Origin of the sequence: Citrobacter sp. Marseille-Q3906 (assembly GCF_916618775.1) — a bacterium.
In the GTDB taxonomy this organism is placed as follows: domain Bacteria; phylum Pseudomonadota; class Gammaproteobacteria; order Enterobacterales; family Enterobacteriaceae; genus Citrobacter; species Citrobacter murliniae.
Genome location: NZ_CAKAKA010000002.1, coordinates 1,602,618 through 1,617,823, shown reverse-complemented (window position 1 = coordinate 1,617,823; position 15,206 = coordinate 1,602,618). Strand labels below are relative to the sequence as shown.

The following is a 15,206-nucleotide window of genomic DNA, read 5'->3' as shown; positions in this document are numbered from 1 at the left end:
CCGCCGCTTCAGGTACTGAGCAAGGCGAGCAATTGTTTCCTGTCTGCCTCAGTAATATCTGAAGGATGTTGATAGTCCACATTCTCATTAGCACGAGTGTAGAGAGCAACCAGCCAGTCGTACACATAACGGCTTGCACCATGCAGCGGCTGTTCATCCAGCTTTGTCAGACGGAACATAGGTTGTTGCACCGGCGCGCTAAAAATAGCCGTACCCTTTTGGATCCTGCTGGCTGGCCGCTTTTCCTCCGCTACGTTGGCATAGCCAAGCCAGGTAATAAAATCACCGATATCGGCGTGCAACTGTGCCCCGCAGACGTTCTCGCGTTGCATAATACGCTGTAACTGCTGAGGCATCTGCAGTCTGTAGCTGGTCGTGACCAGTATGTCGGCAACCTGCCTTAACGTACGGGGTTCCAGGCGAAGACGTCGCGCATTATTCTCATTGCGGCACCATTGACGTACATGGTTGACCCACATTTTATGCGCCTGATATCCGGTTTCTTTATTCTCATGCTGATGCGATGTGTCCTGCACCTCAGCAAACAGATCGATCTCTTCATTAAATAAGCCACTGACCTGTTCTTCCCGTGGCTGCTGAATGCGTAGCAGAGACTCAAAACTGCGCATTGGCGGCAGCAGACCATCCAACAGCTCGCCATGTTTTGCCGCCTGTGCCTGTAACTGGCGGATCACTGATTCGCTCGCACCGGATCCCTCATCAGCAACATTCAACCAGGTGTTCAGGGTTTCGCGAATGCGCTGCTGGTACTGCTCGCGAAGGGAAGTCAATCGGGCCTCGCGCTGGTGCGGTGACGTTGCCTGAGACAACCATTCAACAAGTCGCTGAACACTGTGTTTGTCCAGTGCCTGCAACGTGCCCCAGTGTAATCCGGGTTTGCCCATTAATTGTTGAACGGCTTCATCCAGGTTTTGCTGCGTAGTAAAACGTGCGTCCTGGGGAGTAATCGCCCATACCACGCCAGGCAACGCGGCATCATGCAGCGGTTGGGTATCGTTGACCCAACCCAGCAGCGTTCGGGTAATCGCTGGCGTCTGTGAACGCGTAGATACGGCATTGCAGATCACTAAGACATCCGGTTGTAGATGCTGGCGGTAATGTTCCAGCATCCAGCCTAATTTTGCACGCCACAACGGATGCGGGTGCGTATCAGGTGCAAGAGGAATATCCAGCAGATCCACATTGCCAAGCACATTGTCTTCAACTGTCAGTACCAGTTCACGCGTTAGCAGGGCCAGGGAGTCCAGCGAGAGGCTGACCGCATTGAGTAACTGATTATCATCAATGGGATGAACGACCACGTCGCTTTGTGCATCACTTCCGGTTAATGCTACCTGGGTCAGGAAGTTTTCGGCGGGCAAACCAAAATGGTCGACCAGCAAACTTAGCGGCGCGGCTATCTCTTGCGCATGACCGGTCTGCTGCAACGTGTGTGCCAGCGCCAGCCATTGCTGCGTTAGCTCCGGTTGTTCCCCCCACAGCAACGCCCATGCGTGTGCCCGGGTAGTCAGATCCAGTGCGGGAAGTAGCGTGGCAAAGTGATGCCATAATGCATCGTCAATTTGCTGCTGGCTGGAGGGAACACTGTTTCGCCAGAAGCGGCCGATTGCCGCCACATCTTGTGCGGAAACCCCCTGAACTGGATGACGCTGGCGCAGCGTCTGCCATTTTTCCAGTCGTGCTTCAATGATTGACCTCTCAACCTGGCGGTTGTCGGGTAATGAGCAGAACTGCGCGATAAACAGTTGTACCAGTTCTGCCTCACTCATCAACCGTAGACGCAGAGGCCATTCGCTATCAATCGGGTTTTCTTTACGCGTAAAACGGATCGCCATATTGGTCGGTGCATGTCCGGGGTTAATATGCGTAAAGTAATCAAAACTACGGTCCGGGGCGGTGATGTTGAGTTTGCCATTGTCATTGCTACACAGGGCGGATAACAGATGCGCTTTCGCCGGTTGAGAATGTCCATATAATCCAACACAACCTTGCGCGGTTAATGCCGCATTTAGCGCAGATTCATTAACTGCCGTCAGCGTTAGCTGAGCCAACAGAGCGTCCGCTTCATCATCAAGACGTGTGGTACGCTGACGTGTTTCAGTCACCCATTTGATGGCGGCTTGTGCGGTATTTAACATCTTGCTCATTTCAGGTACACGCTCCCGCTATCAATCCAGTAATGGCTGCCGCTATGACGACGGTCTGCCAGCGTATTCAGTTTTAACGTTAAGGCATTGGCGGCAACGGGTGTGCCATCCTGCAGCCAGGCATCACTCAGAACAAAGAATTCCGGGCCTGTCTCTTTAGTACCGCCGCGTAGTTGTAAGCGCACATTTAAGACGCCATCGCCAGCAATGGTTTTCGCCAGTTCGGCAGAGTTAATACTGAGCGTATACAGCGGAGTGGCGGGCCAGCGACTATTAGCCAGTTGACGAAAACCTAACGTCACGTTGCCACGCAGCGGAAAGTGCAGACGGGTATCCAGTTTTGCCCCTGGCTTATCGAGATCGATATCGTGATACCAGATGTTCTCATCACGCAGCGTATTGACCGTATTATCCAGTACGCCAAGATAGCGTACGGTAGAGTACGCACCGATATCGGCGGCTTTAAAGTTAAAGCGTGGCAGGCGTAGATCCAGCGCCAGACTACACAGCATTGCACCAACGGCGGCGGTGGATTTCGGATTGCCAATGCGACCTTGCTGACTGAACGGATACCATTCATGTACACGGTAGTTGTCCATCCAGATTATGCGGTTAACCGGTACCGGTTGCAGATGACGGATCAGCGCTTGTACGCCTGGCAGGCAGGCGGGTCTGCCGGTGACTAATAAAATATCGCAGCGATAATGTGAAATGGCTTCGCAGACAGCGTGCAGTGGGGCAGTAAGGGTAAATTGTCCAGCCAGCAATGCCTCCTGGAGCTGCCTGAACTGTACCTGTAACGGGACATTCAGCAAGTCAAAGACTGGCGAACCCGACGGCAGCGCATGATCAATAGCCTGTTGAATGTAGTTCATCACATTGCGCGTTGGACGTTGAGACAGCAATTCGCCAAAAGTGGCATGCAGTCCTGCTACCGGATCGTTAATGTCGCTCTGCTCCCAGGCGGAGAGCACAGCATGACCGAGCGGCATAAAGAGCTGTAACGCCGTTTGCTGGCGTAAAATTGCCTGGGTGTCGATGCGCCCCGAATCGCCAAACAGCGTAGCCAGCAGTGCGGCGGCATCGGTGACGCCCGCCTGCTGTAACCGGGTTTGCAGAGCAGGTAACACACAGCGCTGAATCACATCCAGCAGCATGTCATCGCCGGCAACCTTGAATCCTTCACGAAACAGCAGGTGCGGCGTAATTTTGACATTCGCGCCAACGCCATCATCAAGCTGATAATGCACGACGGCCATATCCGTTGTGCCTCCGCCAATGTCGATTGATGCGACGCGCAGCGCGCGACCTTTGACTTCATCAGGCTCCGGCTGGCGATCCGGACGGGAGAGAGCGTTAAAGAATGATTCGGTGTGCCCGTCATAATGCGAAATGGCTTCGTTATACAACCACACCAGTTGTCCGCAGCTGGCTTCATCCCATTCCATCTGGATCTCCGGGACGGGAACCACGCTCTTTTCCTGCTGTTTGCGCGTGGTGAAATCTTCATCCTGCGGGTGCCAGCCCATCGCTTTCCAGACCAGGGCAATCGCTTCAAACATGCGCAGGCGGAAGATCTCGCGCTCCTGTTTTGGCATCGCAGAGGGCAGGGTGAGGATCAGCGTGCGCAACTGGCGTGGAGAGGCCGGGAATCCGAGGCGCAGACGTGTTGCCACGCTGTTAATTTGCCCCAGAGCCTGAGCCAGAATCTCGCACAGCATATGCGTCATCAGCGTACTGCGGCTGTACTGCGGGGAGAAAACTGGCAGCCGGTCATCCTGTGGCAGACTAAACAGCGGTTGTCCGTCATCGTTCATCAGATTCATTAACGGAAAGGCCGTGGCAAGCGGTTCGCGCTGGGTTTTGCCATTCATCTGACTAAAGCGCCAGTCATGTAAAACGGGCGTTTCATCCCATAAATAACGGCGTGGGCTGGAGATCCCGCTGCTGCCTTCCGTTCCCAAACGCTGCATTGCCAGTTTTCGGGCTTCATCGCCGACGCGCACGATAGACGGCCAGATAAAGGCGTCATCGCGGCCACTTTCAACGGAAAAGTGCTGCTTACCAAAGCGCGCTTCGGAAAACTCCAGTCGGCTGGTGAACAGCGGATCGTTAAGAAACTGAGGTTCGCTTAACGAACGGACCTGCAGTTCAGCAGTCTGGCGCAGACCGTCATTGGCATCCCCGTGATCTTCAATCAATACACCGCAGGTATGGGTATTGCCGATATCTAAAATGAGATCGACAGGAATAGCGGGGGTGCTGAGGGTATGCGTGACTAACTTCACTTCCGGGACAGATAACTGTTCACCTAACAGTGCCAGCAAATTCAGCCAGTGTGCCTGATATTCGAAGTTACGCAGCGCCAGTTGGATCTCCTGTTCTGAACGGCTCTCTTCCTGCGTGACATGATGCAGGAAGGACTCTCGCAACCAGCCGTCAATCCAGGTCTGGTCGAGGAAATCTGCAATTTCGTTATCCTGCCAGGCCAGCGCAAATCGCGTTCCGTTAAGCAGATCGTTTTCGTTTGGCGTCAATGCGGCTGGTGCGTGTTCGGCAAGCTGACTGTCCAGCGCGATAGTGACGCGGTGGGTGTTGCCTGCGCTGTCTGGCTGCGCCAGTTTTCGCACTTGTACGCGCGCCCAATTATCCGGGCCTTCGACAAACGTGCGGGGTGGGTTAAAACGCAGGAACGGCAGGGGTAACCAGACACCATCGAGTACGTCCAGCGAATAATGTAACGTCTGGGTACTTTCCGGCTTCACCACCTCAGGTTGTCCGCCGGTGTTACCTGGCAGGGTATAGCGTCCCGTTGTGAGATCGAAATCCAGCCTCAGCAGTGGGCCGTTTGCCGTTTTGCGAACGAAACGACCGTGGTGAGCGGATTCCTGCGGAGTCAGTCCGAAATCGAGAAACTGCACGCCGCTATTAGCGATGAGCGTTACGCTCTGTTTGTAATCACACAGATTGACCAACATAAAATCAGGCACCTATTTTTTTGATAGTCAGTGGGATCTCAGCGTGATCGTCATAACGCGCGGTACAGGCCGCAACATCGTTGGTTCCCGCTTTACAGGTGATTTCAGGCATCGGATAACGCGAGCCGTCAGTGCATCGTGCATTCCCGCGACTCTTAATCATTAATTCGCCCGACTGGTGCAGGCCAGAGAAAATCTCTGCACGACACACAATATTGTCGCCATGGACAACCCGTGCAGTGCCTTTATTAGTCTGGATCTGATAACGCAGTGATGGCGCTTTGCCGCTGACCGGATCTTTAACATCGACCATTACGCGCCAGTTTCCGTTGAGGAAACGTGTGGTACCCGCTTTCATCTGGTTGGCGTCCATGACCAACGCATCTTTTGGGATGGCGGCAATAACAACGGGACCGTCAACGGGCTTTTCTTTTTTGGCTGCTGGAGTGGCTTCCGCCCGATGCAACGGCAACACCGATCTCAGTTCTGGCAACGGTTTACTGTCAACTCTTGCGACCTCAACAGGTGTCTCAACAGCCGCTACAGCTGGTGCTGGAGCTTGTTGCTTCCACAACAGTGGAGCGGCTATGGCAGCGACAATCACCGCAGCAACGGGAAGGCTCCACAACGGCAGACGGCGTGTCGACTTACTCTGTATTTGTGCAGTTGGCGGTGTAACCTTGGGTTCGCTAATGATGACCGGAGCTTGCGGTTCTGGTTCGGCAGGTTCAGGCAATTCAACGACCGGCGTCAGCAACGGTGCATCGGCCTCGGCAAAGGTGATTTCCGGCGTGACATCTTCTTCAGCCTCTGGCTCCGGGGCAGGCACGACCGGGGGAACATCGCTGACTCGCAGGCAATCGAGCACATCATCACGGGTATTTTCGTTTAGATTGACGAAGCCCCAGAACGTAATGACAGGCTTACCATCAACCAGAAAAACGTGGTTCTCTCCCGGAAATTGAATCGCTTTTTCGAGCAGTGAACCAAACAGTTGCAGTGCGGTTTTACCCGATTGCAGGCTTTTGCGACTCAGGGCCGCCGCATTTTCCAGGGTGCTTCCCAGATAACGCATTGCCCGCAAACGTGTGTCTTCATCCGCGGCTTTCCACGCGACAGCTTTTCCCTCGATCGGGGAATACCAGTCAACCCGATCGCCGTTGTCGTTAATTTGTGGAATTGCCAGACAATCCGCCATCGCCTGCTGTTTACGCAAACGAAGCGTTTCACGAATTTGCAATGCTGAATCAAAAACGGCCTGACCGCCGCCGCCCACGGCCTGATAGTCATCCAAATTGCCGCTGCGCAAGAGAGTTTTTGCCACGTTGTTATCCCTTAGACTTCTTCACACATCTACTTTACGGGTTATGAAAACAAGCAAACGTCAGAAGAGAGGCAAAAAGGGGCGAATTTTCATGGCATAGAGTATTGGGAAAAATCTTGACGTCCTGAAAAAGACTTAACGGAAATTATTCCACCTGTGCTGTCGAATTTATCAGCGAAATACACCGGATTAGAATAACCTGATAGTGATTTGTTATTAGTCAGTTTTTGTCAGCTATGCTCTGATAATCGTGTTAATAATAAAATAAGAAGGCTTATAACCATGACTGCAAGGAAAACGTTGCTCGCGCTGGCACTCAGTGCAGTATTACCAACCGGCGCTGCATTCGCGGCCAGTACTGACACCATTATTTACTGCTCTGAAGCGTCGCCGGAATCATTTAACCCGCAAATCGCCAGTTCCGGTCCATCGTTTGTGGCCAGTTCGCAGGTGTTGTACAACCGGCTCATCAATTTTGATCCGGTAAAAAATACCCCTGTACCGTCGCTGGCAACCGACTGGACAATTTCACCGGACGGTAAAACGTACACCTTTACCCTGCGTCAGGGCGTAAAATTCAACAGCAATAAATTCTTTAAACCCACCCGCGATTTCAATGCTGATGATGTTGTTTTTTCTGTGTTACGTCAGAAAGATGCCGATCATCCGTACCACAAAGTATCGCAGGGCAACTATGAGTACTTCAACGATGTCGGGCTGGACAAGTTGATCAAAGAAGTGAAGAAGGTCGATGATTACCATGTCCAGTTTGTGCTGAATGAACCAAACGCGGCATTTCTGGCCGACTGGGGGATGGACTTCGCATCCATTCTTTCCGCTGAATATGCGGATGCAATGCTGAAAAAAGGCACCCCGGAAAACGTCGATAACTGGCCGATTGGTACCGGACCTTACGTGCTGCAACAGTACAAGCAGGATTCACAAATCCGCTATCTGGCTAACCCGAACTACTGGGATGGCGAGGTGCCGACGAAGCATCTGATCTTCTCGATTACGCCAAACGTACAGACGCGACTGGCAAAACTGCAAACCAACGAATGCCAGATTATCCCCGCGCCTGCGCCAGTGCAGTTTGAGGAAATTAAGAAAAATAGCGACCTGACACTGCATTCTGTCGATGCGCTGAACGTCGGTTATCTGGCGTTTAACACCGAGAAAAAACCGTTTGATAACGTGCTGGTTCGTCAGGCGCTGAACTACGCTACCGATAAAAAAGCGATTATCAATGCCGTCTTTTTAGGTTCTGGCACGGTGGCAAAATCACCAATCCCACCGAATATGATGGGCTTCAATAAAGATTTGAAAGATTATGATTACGACCCGCAGAAAGCGAAAGCGTTGCTGAAGCAGGCGGGGCTGGAGAGCGGTTTTGAGGCGACGCTGTGGTCAATGCCGGTTCAACGTCCGTACAACCCGAATTCCCGTCGTATCGCCGAGATGATCCAAAGCGACTGGGCGAAAGTCGGCGTAAAGGCGAAAATCGTTTCTTACGAGTGGGGAGAATACCTTTCTGGAATGCGCAAGGGTGAGCATGACACCGCGCTGTTTGGCTGGATGTCTGACAACGGGGATCCTGATAACTTTGCCGATGTACTGTTGGGTTGCAACAGTATTAAAACTGGATCAAACGCCGCGCGCTGGTGTGATAAAGAGTATAATTCCCTGGTTCAAAAGGCGAAACTGGTGAGCAAACCGGAAGATCGCGCCGCGCTTTACCAGCAATCGCAAGAGATATTCTACCAGCAGGCACCATGGATAGCGCTGGCAAACGGTAAGACGTTTTATGCTACGCGCAGCAATGTCAGCGGATACAGCGTGAGTCTGATGGGCAGTGATTTTTCAAAAGCAAAACTAAATTAATGTGTTAAGGAGAAAGTATGTCGCACCTGGATGAGGTCAGCGCACGTGTCGACGCCGCCATTGGAGAGAGCGTTATTACGCATATGAATGAACTGCTGATTGCGCTCAGCGATGATGCAGAGCTAAGCCGGGAAGAGCGTTACACCCAGCAGCAGCGTTTGCGAACGGCTATCGCGCACCATGGGCGTCAATATAAAGAGGATATGGAAGTTCGTCGTGAACAACTGACCAAAGGCGGTACTATCCTTTGATACCCTGACGAACAGAGTGGTTCCGGCCTGCATTTTCGTGTTATTTGTAGGCCGGAACGGCGTAGTGCCATTCGACAGTTAAAACGAACGTCTCGCCACTAACCAGGCGCCAACTACCAGCATCACCGCACCACAAACCGGCCCCACCAGCGCACGCAGCGGTACGCCGTGGCTGCGCAGTATATCCAGTACCAGACCGCCTATCAGCTGGCTGGCAACCAGTACCGCAATGGTGGTGGCTGCGCCCACGTTCTGGTATCCGCTAATACTGGCGAAGACAAAAAACGACCCCAGCAATCCGGGAATTAACGTCCACCAGCGCACACTGGAGGCCAGCTCGCCAAATCCGGCCACACCTTGTTTAAACCACAGAATGCTGACAAACAGCACGATCCCCACCAGCGAGTTGAGCAACATGGCGATAAGGATTGTCGATGAGGTCTGAGTTATACGCACCATTAAGGTGTTTTGCACCACCAGACCGATGCCTGCAGCAATCAGAAAGGAGAGTGTCAGCGTCTGGTTCATTCGCGCACATCCGGTTCGCTACGATCGTCCAGTTGTAGTTGCATAAAAGTCAAATCCAGCCAGCGACCAAATTTGGTTCCGACCTGCGGCATTTGCGCGGTCAGCTTAAAACCTAGCGTGCTGTGCAGGTGCAGAGATGCCTCGTTCTGTGACTCAATTCCCGCCACCATCACGTGTTTGCCACATGCGCGGGCTTCATCAATTAACCTGCTGAGTAGCGCCCGTCCCAGACCCTTTCCCTGATGATCCGGATGCACATACACCGAGTGTTCGACGGTATGGCGGAATCCGTCAAAATTACGCCAGTCGCCAAAGGAGGCATACCCCGTGACCACGCCATTCTCTTCACTCACCAGCACTGGATATCCCATCAACTGTCGGGCTTCGTACCATGAGATCCGGTTTTCGGCATCGACCGTCTGATCGTTCCAGATAGCTGCCGTATGGAGTACTGCGTGATTATAGATTTCTGCAATAGCCGTGCAGTCTTCTTTGCTGGCGAATCGAATTGACATGTTGAACCTCAGGCGTTGTTCACTATAGTATTACGATATGAATACTATTGAAGACAGTATAAATCAACGGATCAGTGCAAGAATTCGCGTTGAGCGGGAATCTCGCGGCTGGTCGCTGACCGAGCTTGCTGAGCGCGCAGGCGTGTCGCGGGCGATGATCCATAAAATTGAGCGTGGAGAAAGCAGTCCAACAGCAACGCTGCTGGGACGACTGTCCGGCGCTTTTGGCATCAGCATGTCTACGCTGATTGCACGTGCTGAAATGCAGGAGGGGAAACTACTGCGTTTCGCCGATCAGCCTGTCTGGCACGATCCGCAAAGCCACTATTTGCGCCGCCATGTCTCCCCGCGAAGCGATCTGCCCATTGATCTGGTGCAGATTGAATTGCCCGCCGGCAGTGATATCCCGATGCCAGCCTCTTCCTATGTGCAGGCCAGACAGCTTATCTGGTTGCAGCAGGGGGAGTTAGTGTTTGTGGAAGGAGACACGAGACATGAAATGAAAGCAGGTGATTGCCTGGAACTCGGTCCACCGAATGACTGCCGCTTTATCAATGAAACCTCGCAATCCTGCGTTTACCTGGTTGTGCGGTTAAACCATGCAGGCAATTAATGTGAAAGCATCTCCACCGGAGGGGAACTACTATTGATGGATTCATGCCAAAAGCTGAGGAGAACATCAATGGGTCAACAAATGCAACGCAATCGCCGCTGGGTACTGGCTTCACGTCCGCATGGTGCGCCAGTACCGGGTAATTTCCGGCTTGAAGAGGATACCGTAGCGACTCCTGGTGCAGGGCAGGTTTTACTGCGCAACGTTTTTCTGTCTCTTGATCCCTACATGCGTGGCCGCATGAGCGAGGAACCGTCGTACTCTCCTCCGGTTGAAATTGGTGCAGTCATGGTAGGAGGCACCGTAAGTCGGGTGGTCACATCGAATCATCCTGACTATAAAACGGGGGAATGGGTCCTGAGCTACAGCGGTTGGCAGGACTTCGATATTTCCGATGGCAGTGGACTGGTAAAATTAGGCGACAACCCTGAACATCCTTCATGGGCGCTGGGCCTGCTCGGCATGCCGGGATTTACGGCATATATGGGCCTGCTCGATATCGGACAGCCTAAAGCCGGAGAAACGCTGGTGGTTGCGGCGGCGACCGGACCTGTTGGCGCAACCGTTGGGCAAATCGGTAAGCTCAAAGGATGTCGGGTAGTGGGTGTCGCTGGCGGAGCGGAGAAATGTCGCCATGCGACAGAAGTCCTCGGGTTTGATATTTGTCTCGATCACCATGCGCAGGATTTCGCAAAACAGCTGGCGCAGGCTTGTCCGCAGGGGATCGACATTTATTATGAAAACGTGGGTGGCAAAGTTTTTGACGCAGTTCTGCCGTTACTCAATACCTCAGCGCGAATCCCTGTTTGTGGCCTGATCAGTGGGTATAACGCGACGGCGTTACCGACTGGTCCTGACAGGTTACCGCTGTTGATGGCAACAATATTGAAAAAACGTATTCGGATGCAGGGTTTTATCATTAGTCAGGATTACGGCCATCGTATTCATGAATTTCAGCAAGAGATGGGGCGGTGGGTTAAAGAAGGCAAGATCCAGTATCGTGAACAAATAACCGACGGTCTGGAAAATGCGCCGGAAACGTTTATTGGCCTGCTCACAGGGAAAAACTTTGGCAAAGTCGTAATTCGCCTTGCTGATGAATGATACTTAAGGTAGGTGATTGGGCGCCTACGGCATTGAAAATATTGCCTCTGCTGGAACGAGTTATAGGCGCCCTAAATCCAGCCTCTCGTGCTGGCTATATTGTCAGGTATAATGCCCCTGTTTCTGCGTACTTAACTAGGGGTATCCTGGATGTTTATAACTCTCTATTCGATAATACTCCTGCAGAATAGAGTTTTTCCCGAAATTTTATAGCTCCATTAATATTTAAATGATGGCCATCAGTAAACTCTGTGTAGTTAAAGTCTTTATCGGCAGAAAAATCAAAGATATGAAAATGTTTTGACTCTATGGAAGAGAAAAAACGTTTGCATTCATTTTTTATCTGTTCATCAAGATTTTCTATATAGGCTACTGATACGGGAGGTATTATCATGTAAACATGATTTTTATTATTTTCTGCTGCATTTTTAATATCCATGATTCTTTCACAGTTTAACTTGAAAGAGTCTGCATGTTTTTTGTATTTATTATGTTGTGCAACAATACCGAGTCCGTCAAGATAGTGTTTATCTGCATTTAGAAATTTTTCAGTGTTTATATCACGTTGCATTGTTGATAGTTTTTCTGCAATACTTTCTGTACTATGACAAGAACATTCACTAATGTTCCTTTGATTAATGTAGATACTCTCAATGAAAACATCTATAGATTCCGTGTTGAATTTATGCATTAATGTATCATTTGAGTCACTTATTTCTGTTTTTTTATTTGAGTTATAGTATCGATCATTGAATTTATTCATGCTTTCTTTTGCATATGTATAGACAATTGATTTCCCTTTACTAATCTCCTTGTAAAGATCATATAATCCAAAGCATAATATTGTTTTGTTTATAGGGTTGATGGTGTTTGTTTTAAAGTAAAGATCGTGTGCGTTTGTTATATCCAGACCTGGAATAGAAAGGCTTGTCGAATGTATTGAATTTATATCTGTTAATGCATGGAAGGCATATGATGAACCGAAAATGACAGTGTTAAATTTTTGATCTATAAATCTATTATATTGATGTGAAAGGAAATCATACCAGATGGACAACTCTCTTGGTTTTATTGCGTTTTCATGTAAATGACAGGAAAAAGGTTTTCCAATCCCGCCTTTTAAAAAAACAGTACTTCCTGAATAATCATATGCAAAAATTGATAACTTACTCTCTGATAATTCTTTTTGATAACATTCTTATCAAAAGAATATGTTTTTATATCATGGAATATAAAGTTTGCATTTTTTTTGCTTATCTTTTTCTTAAATTCAACGAAACTTTCTTGTTCACCTAAAAAGTAAATATCCATGATTGTATTGTCTAAAATAGAAACATATAAATCATAGCAAATGATGTAAAATGATTTTATATTTTCACGTTTAAAATCCTCACACAGATAGAATAGCGCATCAATAAATCTTATGGTTTCAGGTGTGCCAGTGAAATATTTTGAGTTAGTTAATACATATTCTTTTAAAATCATGACATCGAGGTCGGTTTTATTTTTATAGAGTTTTAATATTAAAGTTCGCAAACAAAGAAGGAAATTAACATGGTCGTTCATATTGTAGCCTTTTATGTTAAAATTTTTACATTAATGTTGTTATGGTAGTGTCGGATTTGTCGATGAATATATAATGCGGTAAAAAACAAAAATTCTTAAATTTTATAGTGATTTCAATTTTAGAACAGGTGTTCATCATGATAATGAGCTTCATTTCATGAGCTAATTGCTTACAGTAACAGCATTCCATATTCGTCTTACACATCTCATTAACTGTGATTGTATAAATTTTGTTTCACTTTCAACATTCGGCTTACAGATGCGGCGAAACTAAAGAAAATCAGTAAAGATGGCTGTATTTAATACATTGATTTTTCGACGAGATTTGCTGAGAACTCATCGTATTATCTGTGCAAGATAACAATATTAAAAATATCGAGATCGATTTTGCGCGCCCGTCAAAATCAGCGTGATACGCGCTTGAGAGCAAAAGCCGACAGGATTTAACACTGGGTCGTATGCGTCGTGTACAAAATTGCGCTATGCCAGAGATGAATCTCCATTGGTTAGGCCGCCACTGACGAATGAATTGCGCAACGATGATTTTCCGCGCCAGGAGCCAGAGTTGTAATGGAGGCGACAATGAGCCTCCATTACACGTAGAGAAGCAGTGGATATGAGGTGAACGTCATCATGTATCCTGGCAAATTGTTCTCTGTTTCATAAAAGCATAACCTGCAATCATTCATGGAGAAATTAAGAAGGTTGTAGCCAAAAAGTGAATTAACACTCCACTTTGAGATAAATAATGATTACTATTCTCATTCTTAAGAAGAGCAAGACCATGATTTTGCTCATTGAGGCTATGTGAAGCAGTAACATACGAATTTATCAAAGGGAGTCGTCATGTCTTTACGTCATCTGTTTTCACCGCGTCTGCGTGGTTCTTTACTGTTAGGTTCACTGCTCGTTGCATCGTCATTTAGCACGCAGGCTGCGGAAGAACTGCTGCGCAAAGCCGTGGGCAAAGGCGCCTACGAAATGGCGTACAGCCAGCAAGAAAATGCGCTGTGGGTTGCCACATCGCAGAGCCGCAAGCTGGATAAGGGCGGGGTGGTTTATCGTCTTGATCCGGTCACGCTTGAAGTGACCCAGGTTATTCATAACGATCTCAAACCGTTCGGTGCCACGATCAACAATGCCACTCAGACATTATGGTTTGGTAACACCGTCAACAGCGCGGTAACGGCGCTGGACGCCAAAACTGGCGACGTGAAAGGGCGTCTGGTTCTGGACGATCGTAAACGTTCTGAAGATGTCCGTCCGCTGCAGCCTCGTGAACTGGTCGCTGATGATGCTACCAACACGGTGTACATTAGCGGAATAGGCAAAGAGAGCGCTATCTGGGTTGTGGACGGTGAAACGATCAAACTGAAAACCACTATTCAGAACACTGGTAAAATGAGCACCGGTCTGGCTATCGACAGTAAGGCCAAACGCTTGTACACCACCAATGCCGATGGCGAGTTTATTACCATCGATACTGCAGATAACAAAATTCTCAGCCGTAAAAAGCTGCTTGATGACGGGAAAGAGCACTTCTTCATCAACCTGAGCCTGGATACGGCGGGTAACCGCGCGTTTATCACCGATTCTAAAGCGGCAGAAGTTTTGGTTATCGACACCCGTAACGGCAACGTGCTGGCTAAAGTTGCCGCGCCGGAATCTCTGGCCGTACTGTTCAACCCGGCGCGTAACGAAGCCTACGTGACGCACCGTCAGGCAGGTAAAGTTAGTGTGATTGACGCGAAAAGCTACAAAGTCGTCAAAACATTCGATACCCCAACCTTCCCGAACAGCCTGGCGCTTTCAGGTGATGGCAAAACCTTGTATGTCAGCGTGAAACAGAAATCTTCACGCGAGCAGGAAGCGACTCAGCCGGATGATGTTATTCGCATCGCGCTGTAATTGCCCGGAGGGGGAAACCCCTCCAGTCATTTATCCACACCCCACGATACGCCTCGTTACACCCCATCTCTGGCCTGACAAACATCAGGGACTTACACTACGTCCTCTACGGCTAACTGAATAACACGGGATTACCATGAAAAAGCCATTTATCTGCCTTTGTGCGGGTGTGATGTTGTTTACACTGGCGGGCTGTACCACTGATTACGTCATGACGACGAAAAGCGGACAAACCATTGTCACCCAGGGTAAACCGAAGCTGGATAAAGACACAGGGATGACCAGTTATACCGATCAGGATGGGAACGCGAGGGAAATTAACAGCAATGATGTTGCTCAGTTAATTGAAGCTAACTAAGCGCCAGAAAAA

General features: G+C 49.4%; 13 protein-coding genes. 6 read left to right on the top strand and 7 right to left on the bottom strand.

The window, feature by feature from the left end:
- Positions 1 to 8: 8 nt before the first annotated feature.
- From LG384_RS11825 to LG384_RS11815, 3 genes are read right to left on the bottom strand one after another with little or no spacing between them, the layout of a single operon-like run.
- The gene (locus LG384_RS11825) at positions 9 to 2,168 is read right to left on the bottom strand and encodes a virulence factor SrfC family protein (RefSeq protein WP_225760943.1); all 2,160 of its coding nucleotides are present in this window, start codon (positions 2,166 to 2,168) and stop codon (positions 9 to 11) included.
- Entirely contained in the window at positions 2,165 to 5,146 is a 2,982-nt protein-coding gene (locus tag LG384_RS11820) for a virulence factor SrfB (RefSeq protein ID WP_225760942.1), read from the bottom strand. The genes LG384_RS11825 and LG384_RS11820 overlap by 4 nt, the downstream gene beginning before the upstream one ends.
- A 4-nt stretch (positions 5,147 to 5,150) precedes the next feature.
- Complete coding sequence (locus LG384_RS11815) at positions 5,151 to 6,470, bottom strand: SrfA family protein (RefSeq protein WP_225760941.1); 1,320 nt, start codon at positions 6,468 to 6,470, stop codon at positions 5,151 to 5,153.
- Between the two features lie 282 nt (positions 6,471 to 6,752).
- Here LG384_RS11815 and LG384_RS11810 point away from each other — a divergent pair, with 282 nt between their 5' ends.
- Together LG384_RS11810 and LG384_RS11805 are read left to right on the top strand one after the other, a co-directional pair.
- The gene (locus tag LG384_RS11810; RefSeq protein WP_200010847.1) at positions 6,753 to 8,351 is read left to right on the top strand and encodes an ABC transporter substrate-binding protein; all 1,599 of its coding nucleotides are present in this window, start codon (positions 6,753 to 6,755) and stop codon (positions 8,349 to 8,351) included.
- Between the two features lie 17 nt (positions 8,352 to 8,368).
- The gene (locus LG384_RS11805; RefSeq protein ID WP_048221418.1) at positions 8,369 to 8,602 is read left to right on the top strand and encodes a YdcY family protein; all 234 of its coding nucleotides are present in this window, start codon (positions 8,369 to 8,371) and stop codon (positions 8,600 to 8,602) included.
- A 78-nt stretch (positions 8,603 to 8,680) separates the two neighbouring features.
- Here the strand turns inward: LG384_RS11805 and LG384_RS11800 are convergent, their stop codons facing one another.
- A complete protein-coding gene (locus tag LG384_RS11800; protein ID WP_048221419.1) occupies positions 8,681 to 9,130 on the bottom strand; it encodes a DMT family transporter in 450 nt (149 codons plus the stop codon).
- A complete protein-coding gene (mddA, locus tag LG384_RS11795) occupies positions 9,127 to 9,645 on the bottom strand; it encodes an L-methionine sulfoximine/L-methionine sulfone acetyltransferase (RefSeq protein ID WP_045443085.1) in 519 nt (172 codons plus the stop codon). The genes LG384_RS11800 and mddA overlap by 4 nt, the downstream gene beginning before the upstream one ends.
- A 37-nt stretch (positions 9,646 to 9,682) precedes the next feature.
- Between mddA and LG384_RS11790 the strand changes: the two genes are divergently transcribed.
- Both LG384_RS11790 and LG384_RS11785 read left to right on the top strand, forming a co-directional pair.
- The gene (locus LG384_RS11790) at positions 9,683 to 10,258 is read left to right on the top strand and encodes an XRE family transcriptional regulator (RefSeq protein ID WP_200010845.1); all 576 of its coding nucleotides are present in this window, start codon (positions 9,683 to 9,685) and stop codon (positions 10,256 to 10,258) included.
- A gap of 69 nt (positions 10,259 to 10,327) precedes the next feature.
- Positions 10,328 to 11,362, top strand: coding sequence for an NADP-dependent oxidoreductase (locus tag LG384_RS11785; protein ID WP_045443080.1), 1,035 nt, complete (start codon positions 10,328 to 10,330; stop codon positions 11,360 to 11,362).
- A gap of 154 nt (positions 11,363 to 11,516) precedes the next feature.
- Here the strand turns inward: LG384_RS11785 and LG384_RS11780 are convergent, their stop codons facing one another.
- The gene (locus LG384_RS11780) at positions 11,517 to 12,419 is read right to left on the bottom strand and encodes a hypothetical protein (protein ID WP_225760940.1); all 903 of its coding nucleotides are present in this window, start codon (positions 12,417 to 12,419) and stop codon (positions 11,517 to 11,519) included.
- Between the two features lie 62 nt (positions 12,420 to 12,481).
- Entirely contained in the window at positions 12,482 to 12,928 is a 447-nt protein-coding gene (locus LG384_RS11775) for a hypothetical protein (RefSeq protein ID WP_225760939.1), read from the bottom strand.
- An 846-nt stretch (positions 12,929 to 13,774) separates the two neighbouring features.
- Here LG384_RS11775 and LG384_RS11770 point away from each other — a divergent pair.
- The gene (locus tag LG384_RS11770) at positions 13,775 to 14,836 is read left to right on the top strand and encodes a YncE family protein (RefSeq protein ID WP_200010839.1); all 1,062 of its coding nucleotides are present in this window, start codon (positions 13,775 to 13,777) and stop codon (positions 14,834 to 14,836) included.
- Between the two features lie 136 nt (positions 14,837 to 14,972).
- Positions 14,973 to 15,194, top strand: coding sequence for a YgdI/YgdR family lipoprotein (locus LG384_RS11765; protein ID WP_045443071.1), 222 nt, complete (start codon positions 14,973 to 14,975; stop codon positions 15,192 to 15,194).
- Positions 15,195 to 15,206: the final 12 nt, after the last annotated feature.

Coding starts and splice junctions, on each gene's coding strand:
- LG384_RS11825 (WP_225760943.1), bottom strand. CDS start 2,168: ATGAGCAAGATGTTAAATACCGCACAAGCCGCCATCAAATGGGTGACT.
- LG384_RS11820 (WP_225760942.1), bottom strand. CDS start 5,146: ATGTTGGTCAATCTGTGTGATTACAAACAGAGCGTAACGCTCATCGCT.
- LG384_RS11810 (WP_200010847.1), top strand. CDS start 6,753: ATGACTGCAAGGAAAACGTTGCTCGCGCTGGCACTCAGTGCAGTATTA.
- LG384_RS11805 (WP_048221418.1), top strand. CDS start 8,369: ATGTCGCACCTGGATGAGGTCAGCGCACGTGTCGACGCCGCCATTGGA.
- LG384_RS11800 (WP_048221419.1), bottom strand. CDS start 9,130: ATGAACCAGACGCTGACACTCTCCTTTCTGATTGCTGCAGGCATCGGT.
- mddA (WP_045443085.1), bottom strand. CDS start 9,645: ATGTCAATTCGATTCGCCAGCAAAGAAGACTGCACGGCTATTGCAGAA.
- LG384_RS11790 (WP_200010845.1), top strand. CDS start 9,683: ATGAATACTATTGAAGACAGTATAAATCAACGGATCAGTGCAAGAATT.
- LG384_RS11785 (WP_045443080.1), top strand. CDS start 10,328: ATGGGTCAACAAATGCAACGCAATCGCCGCTGGGTACTGGCTTCACGT.
- LG384_RS11775 (WP_225760939.1), bottom strand. CDS start 12,928: ATGAACGACCATGTTAATTTCCTTCTTTGTTTGCGAACTTTAATATTA.
- LG384_RS11770 (WP_200010839.1), top strand. CDS start 13,775: ATGTCTTTACGTCATCTGTTTTCACCGCGTCTGCGTGGTTCTTTACTG.
- LG384_RS11765 (WP_045443071.1), top strand. CDS start 14,973: ATGAAAAAGCCATTTATCTGCCTTTGTGCGGGTGTGATGTTGTTTACA.